The organism is Arcicella sp. GW822-FHT02H01 (assembly GCF_058802005.1).
The window spans coordinates 1,373,662-1,388,716 of the sequence record NZ_JBXANT010000001.1; the positions used below are offsets into that span (position 1 = coordinate 1,373,662).

At 37.9% G+C, this 15,055-nt stretch carries 10 protein-coding genes; 8 read left to right on the forward strand and 2 right to left on the reverse strand.

What is annotated here, in order from left to right:
• Positions 1-68: 68 nt before the first annotated feature.
• Both pdxA and AC1RNE_RS05970 read right to left on the reverse strand, forming a co-directional pair.
• Complete coding sequence (gene pdxA, locus AC1RNE_RS05965; protein ID WP_492800112.1) at positions 69-1,100, reverse strand: 4-hydroxythreonine-4-phosphate dehydrogenase PdxA; 1,032 nt, start codon at positions 1,098-1,100, stop codon at positions 69-71.
• A gap of 506 nt (positions 1,101-1,606) precedes the next feature.
• Positions 1,607-2,800 (reverse strand): DUF418 domain-containing protein, encoded by a 1,194-nt coding sequence (locus AC1RNE_RS05970; RefSeq protein ID WP_492800113.1) that lies wholly within the window; start codon positions 2,798-2,800, stop codon positions 1,607-1,609.
• 731 nt (positions 2,801-3,531) lie between these two features.
• On the opposite strand from AC1RNE_RS05970, the gene AC1RNE_RS05975 reads away from it, so the two are divergent.
• From AC1RNE_RS05975 to AC1RNE_RS06010, 8 genes are all read left to right on the forward strand, one after another.
• Positions 3,532-7,389 carry a pyruvate carboxylase gene (locus AC1RNE_RS05975; protein ID WP_492800114.1) on the forward strand — a complete coding sequence of 1,286 codons (3,858 nt, stop codon included), beginning with the start codon at positions 3,532-3,534 and terminating at the stop codon, positions 7,387-7,389.
• 381 nt (positions 7,390-7,770) lie between these two features.
• Complete coding sequence (locus tag AC1RNE_RS05980; protein WP_492800115.1) at positions 7,771-8,364, forward strand: RNA polymerase sigma factor; 594 nt, start codon at positions 7,771-7,773, stop codon at positions 8,362-8,364.
• Positions 8,361-8,822, forward strand: coding sequence for a hypothetical protein (locus AC1RNE_RS05985; RefSeq protein ID WP_492800116.1), 462 nt, complete (start codon positions 8,361-8,363; stop codon positions 8,820-8,822). The genes AC1RNE_RS05980 and AC1RNE_RS05985 overlap by 4 nt, the downstream gene beginning before the upstream one ends.
• A gap of 45 nt (positions 8,823-8,867) precedes the next feature.
• On the forward strand, positions 8,868-9,299 hold the full coding sequence (locus AC1RNE_RS05990) for a hypothetical protein (RefSeq protein WP_492800117.1): 432 nt from the start codon (positions 8,868-8,870) through the stop codon (positions 9,297-9,299).
• A 168-nt stretch (positions 9,300-9,467) separates the two neighbouring features.
• Complete coding sequence (locus AC1RNE_RS05995; RefSeq protein WP_492800118.1) at positions 9,468-9,851, forward strand: hypothetical protein; 384 nt, start codon at positions 9,468-9,470, stop codon at positions 9,849-9,851.
• A 245-nt stretch (positions 9,852-10,096) separates the two neighbouring features.
• Complete coding sequence (locus AC1RNE_RS06000) at positions 10,097-10,486, forward strand: BlaI/MecI/CopY family transcriptional regulator (protein WP_309923508.1); 390 nt, start codon at positions 10,097-10,099, stop codon at positions 10,484-10,486.
• Position 10,487: 1 nt separating this feature from the next.
• Positions 10,488-12,131: a M56 family metallopeptidase gene (locus tag AC1RNE_RS06005; RefSeq protein WP_492800119.1), complete on the forward strand. Its 1,644-nt coding sequence runs from the start codon at positions 10,488-10,490 to the stop codon at positions 12,129-12,131.
• 395 nt (positions 12,132-12,526) lie between these two features.
• Positions 12,527-14,941 carry a TonB-dependent receptor gene (locus AC1RNE_RS06010; RefSeq protein WP_492800120.1) on the forward strand — a complete coding sequence of 805 codons (2,415 nt, stop codon included), beginning with the start codon at positions 12,527-12,529 and terminating at the stop codon, positions 14,939-14,941.
• Positions 14,942-15,055: the final 114 nt, after the last annotated feature.

Here is a 15,055-nt window from a genome sequence, read left to right on the forward strand (position 1 = left end):
ATTAAATTAAACTTAATAGCTTTTCTAAAGAGAACTGAAGCATTTAAACCTCTTCCTAAAGAATAAGTTTAGTTTACCTGCTCGCTAACCGCCACTACCTCTTTTCTATTCCGTATTACATCAATAGCCGTAAAGATGGCTTCTAGCATCGATGTTTCTTTGGCTATATTTTTACCTGCTATATCATAGGCAGTACCGTGGTCTGGCGAAGTACGTACTACCGACAAGCCCGCAGTAAAGTTAACGCCATTTTCAAATGATATATATTTGAAAGGTATCAACCCTTGGTCATGATACATCGCCAATACGGCATCATACTGTTTGAATTGAGCATTTCCGAAAAATCCATCTGCAGGAAAAGGTCCAAAAGCCAAGCTTCCTTTTTTTCTGAATTGTTCTAATACTGGACTAATTACCTCTTTCTCTTCATTACCCAATAGCCCGTCTTCACCAGCATGTGGGTTTAGTCCCAATACAGCGATTTTAGGTTTTTGAATCCCAAAATCTTCTATCAAAGACGTAAACATCAGGTTGAGCTTCTGAGTAATTTTTTCTTGTGTAATTGCTCCTCGTACTCTTCCTAAGGGAATATGCCCAGTGACTACTCCAACCCTTAGCACATCCGACACCAAAAACATCAAAGATTCTTTAGCTTCAAACGCTTCGGTGAAGTATTCAGTATGTCCGGGGAATTTAAATTCTGCTGATTGAATATTATTTTTATTGATAGGAGCCGTCACGATAGCATGAATATGCCCAGCCTTCAAATCTTCAGTAGCTTTTTGTAAGCAAGCCAAAGCAGCCGCACCAGCTTCTGGCGTTACTTTGCCAGGGTTTACTTCGGTTTGTTTGTCGTCCCAACACGTAATTACGTTGGTAAATTTCGGATTGATTTGGTCGATACTCGGGATACTGTGTAGCGCCCAATCTTTTAAATCTAGTGCTTTTCGGTAATAAGTAAATACTCTTTGTGAACCATAAATAACAGGCGTACACATCTTTAAGATACGGTTGCTAGTCAATGCTTTCAAAATTACCTCAGGACCTACACCATTATAATCTCCTAAAGTTATTCCTATGATTGGTTTTTGTTGTTCCATTGTTTTTGTAAAGTAGATGGGCTTTTCTTAGAAAATAACATTTCCCCCATTCTGTAAATTTGAACTGCAAGTTATCTTAAAAGTAGTGGAAATAAAAACAGGGGCATAGAAATTAAAAATTGGCTTGACGCAGAAGGCTATAGGTGGTCGGTCTTCGGATTTCGGTCTTCGGATTTGGGATATAGGTAGTCAGTTATCAGATTTCGGTCTTCGGTTGTAAGATAAATGCGAGAGTTGTTAGTTAGTGATTGAGTAAATGGTGAATGAGTGAGTTAGACGCTAGGGGCTTCGGCTTAATTTACAATCCACTAACTTACTATTCTATATTGTAAACCCTTTCTGATTCAACGTTTCCTTTCTAATTCAACGTTCGCCCAGAGGGCTTATGCGAATAGGCGTCACTCGTAAAATACGAGCGACTGCGCGAGACTAACTCACAACTCGCTCAATCACAATTCACTAACTCACTCAATCACTAACTCACTCAATCACTAACTCACAAATCCCTATTGCCACTTCAAATAAGTAGCAGAACGCCAAAGCCATTCCATAGGGCCATATTTAAACTTACTCAGCCACCACTTACTGAATACAATCTGAAGACAAAAAATTACGATACCTATTCCATAACACCAAGCAGGACTAATGTCGCCAGCCAACCCAAAACCTATGCCATAAAATAGCATCACGCCAATAGCACTTTGTAATAAATAATTGGTCAATGCCATTTTGCCAATGGCTGAAAAGTTAATTAGTACGCCAGTCATGTATTTTTTACTAAGCCATAGCAACATCCCTGTGATGTAGAAAATCGTCATTAATAGTGAATGTAGCGAAAACAAGAAATTGCCAACCATGCCAAACCATTTTGGCATTTTGTCCCAAAGCTGTGCAATATCAATCGTTAAAAAGAAGGCAATGATAAAAACATTCACTCCGATAGACCACCACATTGTCTTTTTAATCAGGCTTTTATTTTCAGTTAACTGTTCAAAAATCTTGCGTTTGCCTACTAATAGCCCCAACAAGAAAAAGCCGAACGTCACGAAAATCCTTCCTGATTCCCATTGAAATCTGGCTTTGAATTTAAAGTCTTTAAAATTTTGCACGATTACTTCGGCATACGTACCTTTCTTTAAGGTATAATAACTTTTGGCAGTTTCTTTCTCTGACTTCGCTTGTTCAGCTTTTTGTTCTTTTTCTGTTTTTGGCTTTTCAGGAGGTTTATTATAGGCTATTACTTCATGGATAAAACTTGGGACATTCAGGGTAAAAAACAAAATCGCTATTAGCAAAATCTTTTCGCTGGCATTTCTGAACAGTATCATAAAAAAGCCAAGGAAGGCGTAAATGCCCAGAATGTCGCCTTTCCAATGAATATGATGGATAAAACCGATGATAAATAAAATGATGAGACGCCACATAAACCTAGGCAAAAAACGGTTGTCATCTTCTTTGCGTTGAAGCAACTGTATCGCAAAACTCACCCCAAAAAAGAAGGAGAAAAAAGTATAGAATTTGCCCGAAATAAAAATAGCATCGATATAATTGACAATAGTACTCCCTATATCGGTTTGGTATTTTTGCCATACTTCGTTAGGGATAGCCCCTGCAATAAACCAGCCTCCGATATGTGCCAGAATAATACCTAATAAGGCAAAGCCCCTTAGGGCATCTACCAGCAAAATTCGTTGTTTCATAGTATAAGTTTTCGATTGTAAGATAGTACTTTTTACAGAAAACAAGATGCTGATAGTATGAAAAAAGTTGCATGCGGAAATCTTTGCAGAACAATAATCAGCTACAGATAATTTATACCTAAACCAATGGCATAGAGGGTCACGCTGGGTTTATTTCCTTAGTCCAATTTTCATACTCACTTTTGCACAAATATGACAAAAAAAACGGCTATATATTAATATACCTGTAACCATTTCTGAACACAGAAACAGCTACAGGTAGTAAACGGTGTATTAGTGAATATTTTGCTCAGCTTTTAGTAGCTGATATAGTGATGCGTTTTTTTTTAATGAAAATTTATGGTATCTGTTAAAAGTGGTTAACAATCATCGCTATTCTTTTTAAAGGTTTACTTTAGTAGGATAAAGGTATTTGAAGCCTAAAAAACCCTAAATGATTTGCATTTCATATAAATATGATTTTCGTCAGGTTTATTTTAAATGAATATTTTATGCTAGTCTTTTTCAAAATAGTACCTAAACACAACAAAATTGTAACTTTCTAATATATGCCAAATTTTCTTGTGCATATATAAGAAAATACCCAATTTATTTTTGATTTTTGTATGATTTAATATGTTTTTGTTTCGTAGATTATAATTTATTAATAATTATCAATAAGTTGTGATTTCTATAACACATTGACGATTCAATTAAGCAATTACCAGTAACCGACAACCAATCTCTGAAATATGGCTCAGCCTTACGTCCAAAAAATCAACAGTCTCTTGGTAGCCAATCGTGGTGAAATAGCTATCCGTATTATGCGTGCTGCCTCTGAACTAGGTATTCGCACCGTTGCCGTTTATACGTTCGAAGACCGTTACTCTCTTCACCGATACAAAGCCGACGAGGCTTATCAAATCGGGAAAGATGACGAACCATTAAAGCCTTATTTGGATATTGAGGGAATCATTCAGCTTTGTAAAGAAAAGAATGTAGACGCAATTCACCCAGGGTATGGCTTTCTTTCTGAAAACGTTACGCTGGCACGTCGTTGCCGTGAAGAAGGCATCAAATTTATTGGGCCCTCGCCCGAAGCCATGGATGCCCTTGGCGACAAAGTAGCCGCTAAAGTAGCTGCTAGGAAAGCGCAGGTTCCGATGATTGAAGATTCGAAAGAAGATTTAATCAATTATGATATCGCCCTTTCGGAAGCACGTAAAATTGGATTCCCCGTAATGGTAAAAGCTGCTGCTGGTGGCGGTGGACGAGGAATGCGTGTTGTACGTGAAGAAGAGTCTTTAGAAAAGGCATTCAGCGAAGCGAAAAACGAAGCGAAAAATGCGTTTGGTGATGATACTATTTTTATCGAAAAATTTATCGACCAACCAAAACACATTGAAGTACAGTTATTGGGTGACCAACATGGAAACCTTGTTCACCTTTATGAACGTGATTGCTCGGTACAACGCCGTTTCCAAAAAGTAGTTGAAGTAGCCCCTTCTTTTGGTTTGAAAGAAGAGACCCGTCAGAAATTATACCAATATGCTTTATCTATCGGTAAAGCCGTAAATTATTATAATGCTGGTACCGTAGAATTCTTGGTGGATAAAGACGAAAACATCTTCTTTATCGAAGTAAACCCACGTATTCAGGTAGAGCATACTATTACAGAAGAAGTAACGGGTATTGATATTGTAAGAACGCAAATCTTGATTGCCCAAAACTACAAGCTTTCAGATAGCAATATCTTTATCCTGAAACAAGAAGATATTCCATTGAATGGTTATGCTATTCAATGTCGTATCACTACGGAAGACCCTGCTAATGGTTTCAAACCAGACTTCGGGACAATTATCGCTTACCGTAATGCGGCAGGTTTTGGTATTCGTTTAGATGAAGGGTCGTCGTATCCAGGGGTAAAAATTTCGCCTTACTTCGATTCGATGTTGGTGAAAGTATCTGCCCGTGGTAGAACGTTGAAAGGAGCGTCAGAACGTCTTTCTCGTGCTTTGACTGAATTCCGTATCCGTGGGGTAAAAACCAATATTCCATTCCTTAAGAACGTAATTACGCACCCAGTTTTCCAAAAAGGAAAATGCGTGGTACAGTTTATCGACTCGCATCCTGAATTATTCGACTTTAAGACTTCAAGAGACCGCTCTACGAAAGTATTGCGTTACCTTGGCGACGTGGTAGTAAATGGTAATCCAGATGTAAAGGTTAAAAACGAACGTACTTTCCGTACGCCAGTAGTACCTGCGTTCAATCCTTTCTCTGAACATCCAGCAGGCAACAAGCAATTGTTGGATTCGATGGGTGCTGACAAATTCAGTCAGTACATTAAAGAGCAAAAGCAGATTTTATATACCGATACTACTTTCAGAGACGGTCACCAATCGTTATTAGCGACCCGTGTACGTACGAAAGATATGGTAGCGGTGGCAGAAAGCTATTCTAAGAACTTCCCACAATTATTTTCAATGGAAGTTTGGGGTGGTGCTACTTTTGACGTAGCGATGCGTTTCTTGAACGAATCTCCTTGGAAACGCCTTGAAGAATTCCGCGAAGCCATGCCGAATATGCTTTTGCAAATGCTTTTCCGTGGTTCAAATGCGGTAGGATATTCTGCATATCCAGATAACTTGATTGAGAAATTCGTAGAAAAATCTGCTGCAACGGGTATTGATGTCTTCCGTATTTTCGACTCATTGAACTGGGTAGAGGCCATGAAGGTTTCTATCAAAGCCGTTCGCGAGCGTACTAATGCCATTGCCGAAGCATCTATCTGTTATACTGGGGATGTATTTACGAATCAAAAATATTCATTGCAGTATTACCTTGATATGGCTCGTCAGTTAGAAGACGAAGGAGCGCATATCTTGGCAATCAAAGACATGGCTGGTTTATTAAGACCTTACCAAGCACAGCTATTAGTAACGGAATTAAAGAAAGCCCTTTCGATTCCTGTACACTTACACACACACGATACTGCCTCGATTCAGGCGGCTACTTATTTAAAAGCCATTGAAGCAGGCGTTGATATTGTTGACTGTTCATTAGGGTCGATGTCGGGCTTAACGGCACAGCCCAACTTCAACTCTATCGTGGCAATGATGCAAGGTAACGAACGTGAATGCCCAATCAATTTGCCTTTATTGAACCAATATTCTAACTATTGGGAAGATATTCGTCAGCTATACTATCCGTTTGAATCTGAACTAAAAGCAGGTACTGCGGAGGTTTATGATAATGAGATTCCGGGTGGACAGTACACCAACTTGCGTGGTCAAGCCATTGCGTTGGGTGTGGGTGATAAGTTTGAATTGATGAAGAGCAATTACATTGAAGCCAACAAGTTGTTTGGTGATATTGTAAAGGTAACGCCTTCATCAAAAGTAGTTGGCGACATGGCTATCTTTATGACGGCTAATTCGTTAACTGCTGAAGACGTATATGCTAAAGGTGCAACGCTTTCTTTCCCTGAATCTGTAAAAGATTTCTTCAAAGGAGGTTTGGGTCAACCTTATTTAGGCTTCCCGAAACAATTACAGGAGATTATCTTGAAAGGCGAAACACCTTTGACTTCTCGTCCGAATGATACCATCCCTCCTATCGACTTCGGTAAGGATATGGAAGATTTCAAGGCTAAATTCCCTGAAAGCGAGCAAATAGAATTGGATTATCTTTCATACAAAATGTATCCGAAAGTATATGAAGACTACTATAAAGCACAGCAAATTTATGGGGAAGTATCGTTGATACCAACGCCTGCATTTTTGTATGGTTTAAAACCTGACGAAGAGATTTTGATTAACATCGATGAAGGGAAAACCATCATTGTAAAATACTTGTACCAATCTGAACCAGATGAATCTGGACTTCGTGCTGTTACGTTTGAATTGAACGGACAAGCTCGTAGAATTAAAGTTTTAGATAAAAATATCAAGATTGAACGTCCGCAACACATTAAGGCTACTAGTAAGGGAGACATCGGTGCGCCATTACAAGGACGTTTGAGCAGAATATTGGTAAAACCAGGCGACGAAGTGAAGAAAAATGCTCCGTTGTACGTTATCGAGGCCATGAAGATGGAATCTATCGTTTCGTCTCCATTTGAAGGTATCGTTTCAAAAGTAGTATTGAACGAAGGAACTGTAGTAGAACAAGAGGATTTAGTATTGGCAGTTGAAGAAGCTGTCTTACCAGAGCCTGATAAAGAGGAATTCTTGTTTGTATATGGAACCCTTAGAAAAGACTTCGGCAACGAATTGCACAAGTTAATCACGCGTAATTCTGAATTTATCGGCATGGCTACTTATCAAGGAAAAATGTATAATATCGGCGAATATCCGGGTATTGTACCTTCTGAAGATGAAAGTAGCAAAGTAGTGGGAGAATTATACAAACTATCGAATTCGATAAGATTAATCAGAATCTTGGATGAATACGAAGAGTTTTATCCAGAAAACATTGCTGAAAGTGTATTCGTAAGAAAATCTATTTTAGTAAGTATTGATGGTAAAGATTATGAATCTTATTCATATCTATATAATCGCCCAACGGATGGTTTAGAAGAAATTACTAGCGGTAACTTTTTAGCGTAATATCGTTGATAAAATAAAAACACAAATAGCCTCGGAGCAATCTGAGGCTATTTTTTTAATTAGTTAATTAGCGAGTTAGTGATTGAGTGATTTTATATTTTACCTCTCAGGCAGTCGCTCGTATTTTACGAGTGAAGGCTATTTATAGGCTTCTAGCCTAAATATGTAATGTGAGATTTTGGAAACATATAAAATAATTAAAATTTCTATTAGGGTGTGACTTAAGTCACACCCTAATAGAAATTAACATAATGCGTCTCCTAGCCCAGAGGGCTGATAATAGTCGTCACTCGTAAGATACGAGCGACTGCGTTATTCAAATATTTATCATTTTGATTAAAATTGTTGCAACTTTAAATGCACTGGGCGGTCTAATCAATAATGAGTCATGCAAACAAAAATAATCTAGATGATCACAGCTTGGTATCTGCCGTACTAAACGGTGACCGCCATGCGTTTGGCTTGATTATCCGACAGACGGAAAGACTGGTTTCGCAAATGACTTTTAAGATGATTAACAATCCGGGCGACCGTAAGGATATTGCACAGGATGTTTACTTAAAAGTCTTTAAAAACCTGTCTGACTTCCAATTCAAATCTAAACTATCTACGTGGATTGGTCAGATTACTTATAATACCTGCCTACAGTATATTGAAAAAAAGAAGTTGGTCTTACTAGAAAATTTTGGGCAAGAAGATGATACTCTTGAAAATCAACTAACAAGTGAATCACATAATGATGTCGAAGAAGTATTGTTGGGGAAAGAACTAGCTAACATTTTAAACGCTGAGATTGACCTGCTTCCTCCGCTTTACAAAACATTAATATCCTTGTATCATCAAGAAGAATTGAGTTATATCGAAATTGCGGACATTACATCATTGCCTGAAGGTACTGTAAAAAATTATATCTTCAGGGCTAGGAAAACATTAAAGGAAAGTATTTTATCAAAATATAAAAGGAACGAGTTATGATAACAGCACATCTCAGCGAAAACGAGATTCAGCTTTATGTAGCTGAACCACAAGCTATCAGCAAAGCACAGATAGCGCATATCCAAGGCTGTGCTAGTTGCCGTACTAAAGCTACCAATTACGAACTTTTATTTAAGGGTATCGGCGATGTTCCCCACCCTACTTTTGACTTCGATTTGTCAGCCTTGGTATTAGTACAATTGCATGTAGCGGTACCCAAAAAAGCTTTTCCGTGGGCTACTTTGCTTATCTCCTTCTTATCAGTCGCTATCATAGTGGCGAGTATTTGCCTTTTATGGACAACCGTAGAAGCTGTTATGAAGGTAATGCCAAGCATTATGTTATCCATTGCTGGTACAGGTGTAATCGTGATTTTGGCGTTTCAGTGCATGGAGATGCTGAAAGAACATCAAAAACGAATGCAAGCTTTATTATTTCAAAAAACATTGCAACTTTAATCTGGCTGGTCGGTCTAATGAGGTATAAACAATTAAAAAAAAGACATGAAAAAAATATTAATATCGACCTTATTGATTGCCTCTGCGCTGTCTACCAATGCTCAGAGTGAATTTGACCCACTAACCAACAAGACTACTTTTGAGGAAATGTTTCGTAGTGTGGTCATCTTGTTATTATGCTATCTCGTCACTAGTTTTATTTTGAATATCATCAAACTGTTCTTGGACGAACGTTTGAAAAAAAAGATTGTCGAAACTGGAACATCCGAAGGAGTGATAGCCCAACTATTGCCCGCGAAAGTAGATGACAAGCATAGCACCTTAAAATGGTTTAGTGTACTAACTGCCATTGGGATAGCACTTACTATTATCGGCTTTACGCAGTTAGGCGGCATCTTTGCGGCGGCAATTATCGCCTTTAGTTTGGCTATTGGTTTTTTAGGTTATTTCTTCTTGGGCAAGTATCTGTCTAGGTAGGAGTTGTGAATTGTGAGTGATGAGTTTTGATTAAAATACTGACAATCAATAATACGCAAAGCCCACGGGTTTTCATCCCTAGCGAGGGACTTAAGTCCCTCGCTAGGGATGAATCGGGAACACTATGCTCTCAAACACTCTTCATCTATCATATTAACATTTAAAAAGATGACAAAAAATAATATCATCTTAACGATTACGCTGTTATCGTTAAGCATTAGCTTGCTCTATTTCCTGACTAAAAAAAGCGATGGAAAAACCGAAATATATACAAAAGAAACAAAAACAACTTATTCTTTTGGGGCAAGTTTCAACTCAGCTAAAATGTCAAGAATAACTAGTTATTTAAATAACTACCTTGCTCCAGAGGGTACTTTTGATGTTAGTCAAAAGTATGATAAAGAGATTGTTTTAAAAGACAAAACAACTTTTCAGTTAGAAACTTCTGCAGGTGAAATAACAATAACGGCAGATAAAAGGAATAATTCTGTTCATTCACTTGAGCGAATTAGGAAAATGTGTGTGGATATTAAAGATTTAATTGCTCAGTAATAGTGCGTTTTAAGCGAAAGCTTTTGACAAACTCTTTACTCTTTAGAGAGTATGAGGGTTAAGTCCCTTTCTATTAGCGGGTGACTTAAGTCACCCGCTAATAGAAAAAAGGTTATTTTCTACTCCCACCGAAACGTTACTGATACAGGAATCAGCATGAGGTTAAGCTTTCTCAAGCTCAAGGTAGAAAAAAAATCCTACCTTTTGTTTGCACGGTAGGAAAAATTTCCTACCTTTGTTTTGTCATGAATAAAAAAGAAGAACATAAGCTGGTAGAGCCTACCAAATCTGAACTAGAAATACTGCAAGTACTATGGGAAATTGGTCCTGCTACTGTGCGGGCAGTAAACGACGAACTGGTAAAACAGAAAGACGTAAACTATGCTACTACCCTTAAGTTTATGCAACTGATGGCGGAAAAGGGAATGCTTATCAGAGATGAAAGTCAGATGAAACATATTTATCGCGTAGCCGAGGAGGAACAAAAAACTAAATCGTACCTACTAGAAAAATTTGTGGATTCGATGTATAAAGGTTCGGCAAGTAAACTGGTCTTACAGCTACTTGGTAACAAAAAGAATTCGCAACAAGAGCTACAGGAGATTAAAGATATCATCAAAAAACTAGAGGAATAACATGGAAAATTTCACTGTCGCTTTAGGGAATACGCTGATAAACTCGCTTTGGGAAGGGGTAATAATAGCAATCTTTACAGCCCTTATTATTGTGTTTACACGTAAATACAGTGCTACTGTACGCTATAACTTATTAGTATCCAATATGTTATTATTTGTATCGGTTATTCTTATTACCTTTTGTTATGAATTGGGTAGTAATACCTTTAGCCATACGCTCAAGCAATTGGCAGTGCCTATCAAACAAGGAATCGATACAAGTACTAAACAATCGACGACTGGCAGTGATGTATTCCAAACCATTCAGTTTTACATTGGCTCGCATACCCAAACGATAGTGCTTATTTGGTTTCTGATTGTATTAATGCGTTGCCTTCAACTAGCGAGCGGATTACATGAGCTTTACCATTTACGTCGAAATAACCTTTTTGCTGTTGATGAAGTTTGGGCAAAACGTGTGGCAACGTTAGCCAATTGCTTAGGCATCAGCCAAATGGTTGGCATTGTAGAATCTAGCTTAACCAAAGTGCCAATGGTGATTGGTCATCTAAAGCCTCTTATTCTAGTACCTGTAGGATTGATGGCTACTTTAACACCAGCAGAAATAGAAGCGATACTGGTGCATGAACTGGCACATATTAGACGAAGAGATTACCTTGTGAATTTGTTACAAAACTTACTTGAGATTTTCTTTTTTTTCAATCCTGCAGTACTGTGGTTGTCCTCGGCGATTCGGGCAGAAAGAGAGAATTGTTGCGATGATATTGCCTTGGCACAAACCAGCAGTAAGGTAGACTATATACGTGCCTTAGTATCTTGCCAAGAATATCAATTAGAAGCACCTGCCTATGCGATGGCTTTCCCTGGGAAACGTAGTCAGTTGATGGATCGGGTAAAACGCATGGCATCAGGCAATAATCAATCGCTTAATTTCAGAGAGCAATCTATCCTATTCATCACATTATTAACTACGGGACTATTAACTGCTGCTTTTACCAATGCTAAAGAGATAGCACATTTGGCAGTGGAAACGAAAGTAGCATTCAGTCATGCTGTAACAACTACGACTGAACAAACTACAATATCGGCAAAGCCAATAGTTAAACAAATTAAGCCTAAAGTATATACGACATCGGTAGAACCAAAAGCGCTAAAGGAGCTAAAAGAACTGCCAGAAACTAGCCTTAGTAAACACAAGAAAATGGCATTGGAAGATTCTATCAGACAGAGTAATCTAGCAACTTTGAAACCATTGTCTGTTCATCAGAAAGCACTTGGCCCATTAAATGAGAAACTGCCACCTTATAAGCCTTATAAGGCTGAATATAAGCCATATACCACGCAATATGATAACAAGAAGCCTGATATTGGTGCAGCAATAACGGCTGATTTGATTAAAGATAAATTAATCAATGCAGATGATAAAAATGCCTCTTTTAAACTCAGTGATTCTGAGATGATTATCAACGGTATTCGTCAGCCAGAAGAGGTTTTCAAACGCTATAAAGACAAGTTTGTACCACCACAAACTGAAGGTAAAAAAGGCACTTGGACGCTCTATAGCAATTATGTTACGACTACCACAACTAGCAATGTTTTAATCGTTTGGAATCAAAATAATCATCATAATGTGTGGGTGATTTAAAAAGAGTGAAGTTTTAAGCAAACATGATAAAATCATTTCCTATTAGCGGGTGACTTAAGTTCTATTGATTACCCACATCTTTTAAAAAAGTTGAAATGAAGATGTGATTATTGATAGAATTGCTTTGAATAGGCTTAAATCATCCTCCAAACCTCATCCCCCAGCCCCTTCTCCTTCAGAGAAGGGGAGCAGACTCTGGGTCTTAAAGCTCCCCTCTCTGAAGGAGAGGGGCTGGGGGTGAGATTGTTATACTTTGATTATCAGTTAATTATCAACTTTTGGTTAATCAGTAGGACTTAAGTCAACCGCTAGTAGGAAGGGTTTGCGCTTAATAATGCTATGACGAGTTCTTTTATCTCTTTTACACAAACTAATAATTTTTAATACTAAATCTTATGAAATTAACATTTGTGACTTTTTTAGTCGCCTGCCTTTTTATTGCCTCTATTTCGCTAACAGCACAAACGATAAGCGGGAAAATAAGCGATGCCACTCAAAAACCCCTTGAAGGTGCGAGTGTATATTTAATGCAAGATTCTATCTTGGTAAAAACGGCACTCGCTGATGCAGAGGGACGCTTTTTGTTTGATAAACTAAAGCAGGGCAATTACCGTATTAATATTACCATGATTGGTTTTGCTTCATACAAAAGTGAATTATTAAAGCCCGATGCCGTGGTGACGATTGTGTTGCAACCTGCTAGTAAAGAATTGAATGAAGTAGTGGTTACTACTAAAAAGCAATTTGTAGAACAAAAGATTGACCGTACGGTAATAAACGTTGATGCCCTGATTAGTAATGCTGGCTCAACCGCATTAGATGTGTTGGAGAAATCTCCGGGTGTGACAGTAGAGCAAAACGGGGTAATTAGCCTGAAAGGGAAAGGCGGCGTAAAGATTTTTATTGACGACAAACCTACGTATTTATCAGGGGCTGATTTAGAAAATTACCTGCGCTCACTTTCCTCTGCTACTGTCGATCAGATAGAACTTATGAGCAATCCACCTGCCAAATACGATGCAGCAGGGAATGGTGGCGTAATTAATATCCGCCTAAAACGGAACAAGACTAAAGGTTTTAACGGAGGTATTAACGTTAGTTATATTCAAGGAAAATATAGTAAAACCAACAATGGGCTTAATTTTACGTATCGCAACAACAACATTAATGTATTTGGCAATGTTAGTTTTAATGTTGCCAATGGCTTTAGCGATTTGGATATTAATCGTCATTTCTTTGATGAAGATGGCTCTCCTATTTCCGATTTTCTTCAAAATTCATTTATTCGTCGAATCTCTACAAGTAATAACGTAAAGCTTGGGTTTGACTATTATTTGGGCAAAAAAGACATTTTCGGGATGGTGATTAACGGACTAAGTAACGTAGGCGATGTTAATACCTTAAATAAAAGCCGTTTGTTCAATGTTTCTGGCATACTAGATTCTACCATCGTGGCAGTGAATAAAGAAAATAGAAACTTCAAAAATGGAGGTATCAATTTTAATTATCGCCATCAATACAATGATAAAGGAAGAGAATTAACAGCCGACCTAGACTACCTTCGCTATCAAACTCGTAGTAAGCAGTCCTTTGATAATACAGGTTACTTGCTTGATAACAGCGTAAGCAGTCATGATTTGTTGACGGGTAACTTGCCTTCTAACATCAATATCTGGTCAGCCAAAACAGATTATACACATCCCTTGAGCAATGGCGTAAAGTTAGAAACAGGTTTGAAAGCAAGCTTTACTGAAACAGACAATATTGCCGATTACTTTTATACGGTTGATAAAGTAACAACGCCAGATTATAACAAAACCAACCATTTTATTTACAAAGAACAGATTAATGCAGGTTATCTAAACGCCAGTAAAGACTGGAAACGCTTTGCAGTACAGTTAGGATTACGTTTTGAAAATACAATTTCTAATGGACATCAACTAGGGAATATTCAAAAGCCTGATTCTACGTTTAAACGCAATTATAATGGACTATTTCCGACTTTTTATGTACAGTATAAGCTGGATACATCAGGCACTCAGACAATTGGATTTAATTATGGTCGACGTATAGACCGACCATACTATGAAGACCTTAATCCGTTTTTATCTCCCTTAGATAAGTTTACTTATTATACTGGTAACCCGTTTTTAAGACCGTCTTATACAGATAATTTAGAACTAACCCATACTTGGAAAAACATCACGACTACCTTAAACTATAATAAAACCAAAGACGATGTGAACGAGACCATCGAAATTGTCAATGGTATTTATTACAGTAGACCGGGAAACTTAGGCACTGTTACTGTGAAAGGTATTAGCATAGATGGTAGCTTTGATTTAACCAAATGGCTTAACTTTCACCTTTTTGTGCGTGCCACCAATATCCATACTAATAGTACATTTTATACAGGTGCGCTCAATACACAAGGTACATTCTATTTTATCCGTCCTATTTTCCAATTTAAACTCCAAAAAGGCTGGACAGCCCAGCTAGACGGAGGCTACCAAAGTAAGGTAACCAATGCACAATTTATCGCTTCGTCAAGGGGGAGAGTAAACATGGCAATTACCAAAAAACTTTCGCCATCTGCCACGTTGAGTTTAGTAGGCAACGACTTATTCTATACTTTTAGAAATGCAGGAGAGATTAATAATTTAGCTAATACCAAAGCCAATTACCTGAATTTAAGCGATACCCGAACGGTTGTATTGTCGTTTAATTATCGTTTTGGCAAAGCCATTTCTAATTTGCGTAAGCACAATGCCAATGGTGCTGAAAGCGAGCAGAATAGGGTAAAGAATTGATGGTGGTATCGTATATGACCAATCCCGAAGGGATGAAAGGATTATAGAAAATAATAATGATTTTATAACCTAAACCCTGAAAGGGTGATAGATACGGAGTTTTCTATCACCCTT

Bases quoted from the DNA above. Each gene is read 5' to 3' on its own strand.
- AC1RNE_RS06010 (WP_492800120.1), top strand. From the start codon at position 12,527: ATGAAATTAACATTTGTGACTTTTTTAGTCGCCTGCCTTTTTATTGCC.
- AC1RNE_RS05975 (WP_492800114.1), top strand. From the start codon at position 3,532: ATGGCTCAGCCTTACGTCCAAAAAATCAACAGTCTCTTGGTAGCCAAT.
- AC1RNE_RS05995 (WP_492800118.1), top strand. From the start codon at position 9,468: ATGACAAAAAATAATATCATCTTAACGATTACGCTGTTATCGTTAAGC.
- AC1RNE_RS05980 (WP_492800115.1), top strand. From the start codon at position 7,771: ATGAGTCATGCAAACAAAAATAATCTAGATGATCACAGCTTGGTATCT.
- AC1RNE_RS05970 (WP_492800113.1), bottom strand. From the start codon at position 2,800: ATGAAACAACGAATTTTGCTGGTAGATGCCCTAAGGGGCTTTGCCTTA.
- AC1RNE_RS06005 (WP_492800119.1), top strand. From the start codon at position 10,488: ATGGAAAATTTCACTGTCGCTTTAGGGAATACGCTGATAAACTCGCTT.
- AC1RNE_RS05985 (WP_492800116.1), top strand. From the start codon at position 8,361: ATGATAACAGCACATCTCAGCGAAAACGAGATTCAGCTTTATGTAGCT.
- pdxA (WP_492800112.1), bottom strand. From the start codon at position 1,100: ATGGAACAACAAAAACCAATCATAGGAATAACTTTAGGAGATTATAAT.
- AC1RNE_RS05990 (WP_492800117.1), top strand. From the start codon at position 8,868: ATGAAAAAAATATTAATATCGACCTTATTGATTGCCTCTGCGCTGTCT.
- AC1RNE_RS06000 (WP_309923508.1), top strand. From the start codon at position 10,097: ATGAATAAAAAAGAAGAACATAAGCTGGTAGAGCCTACCAAATCTGAA.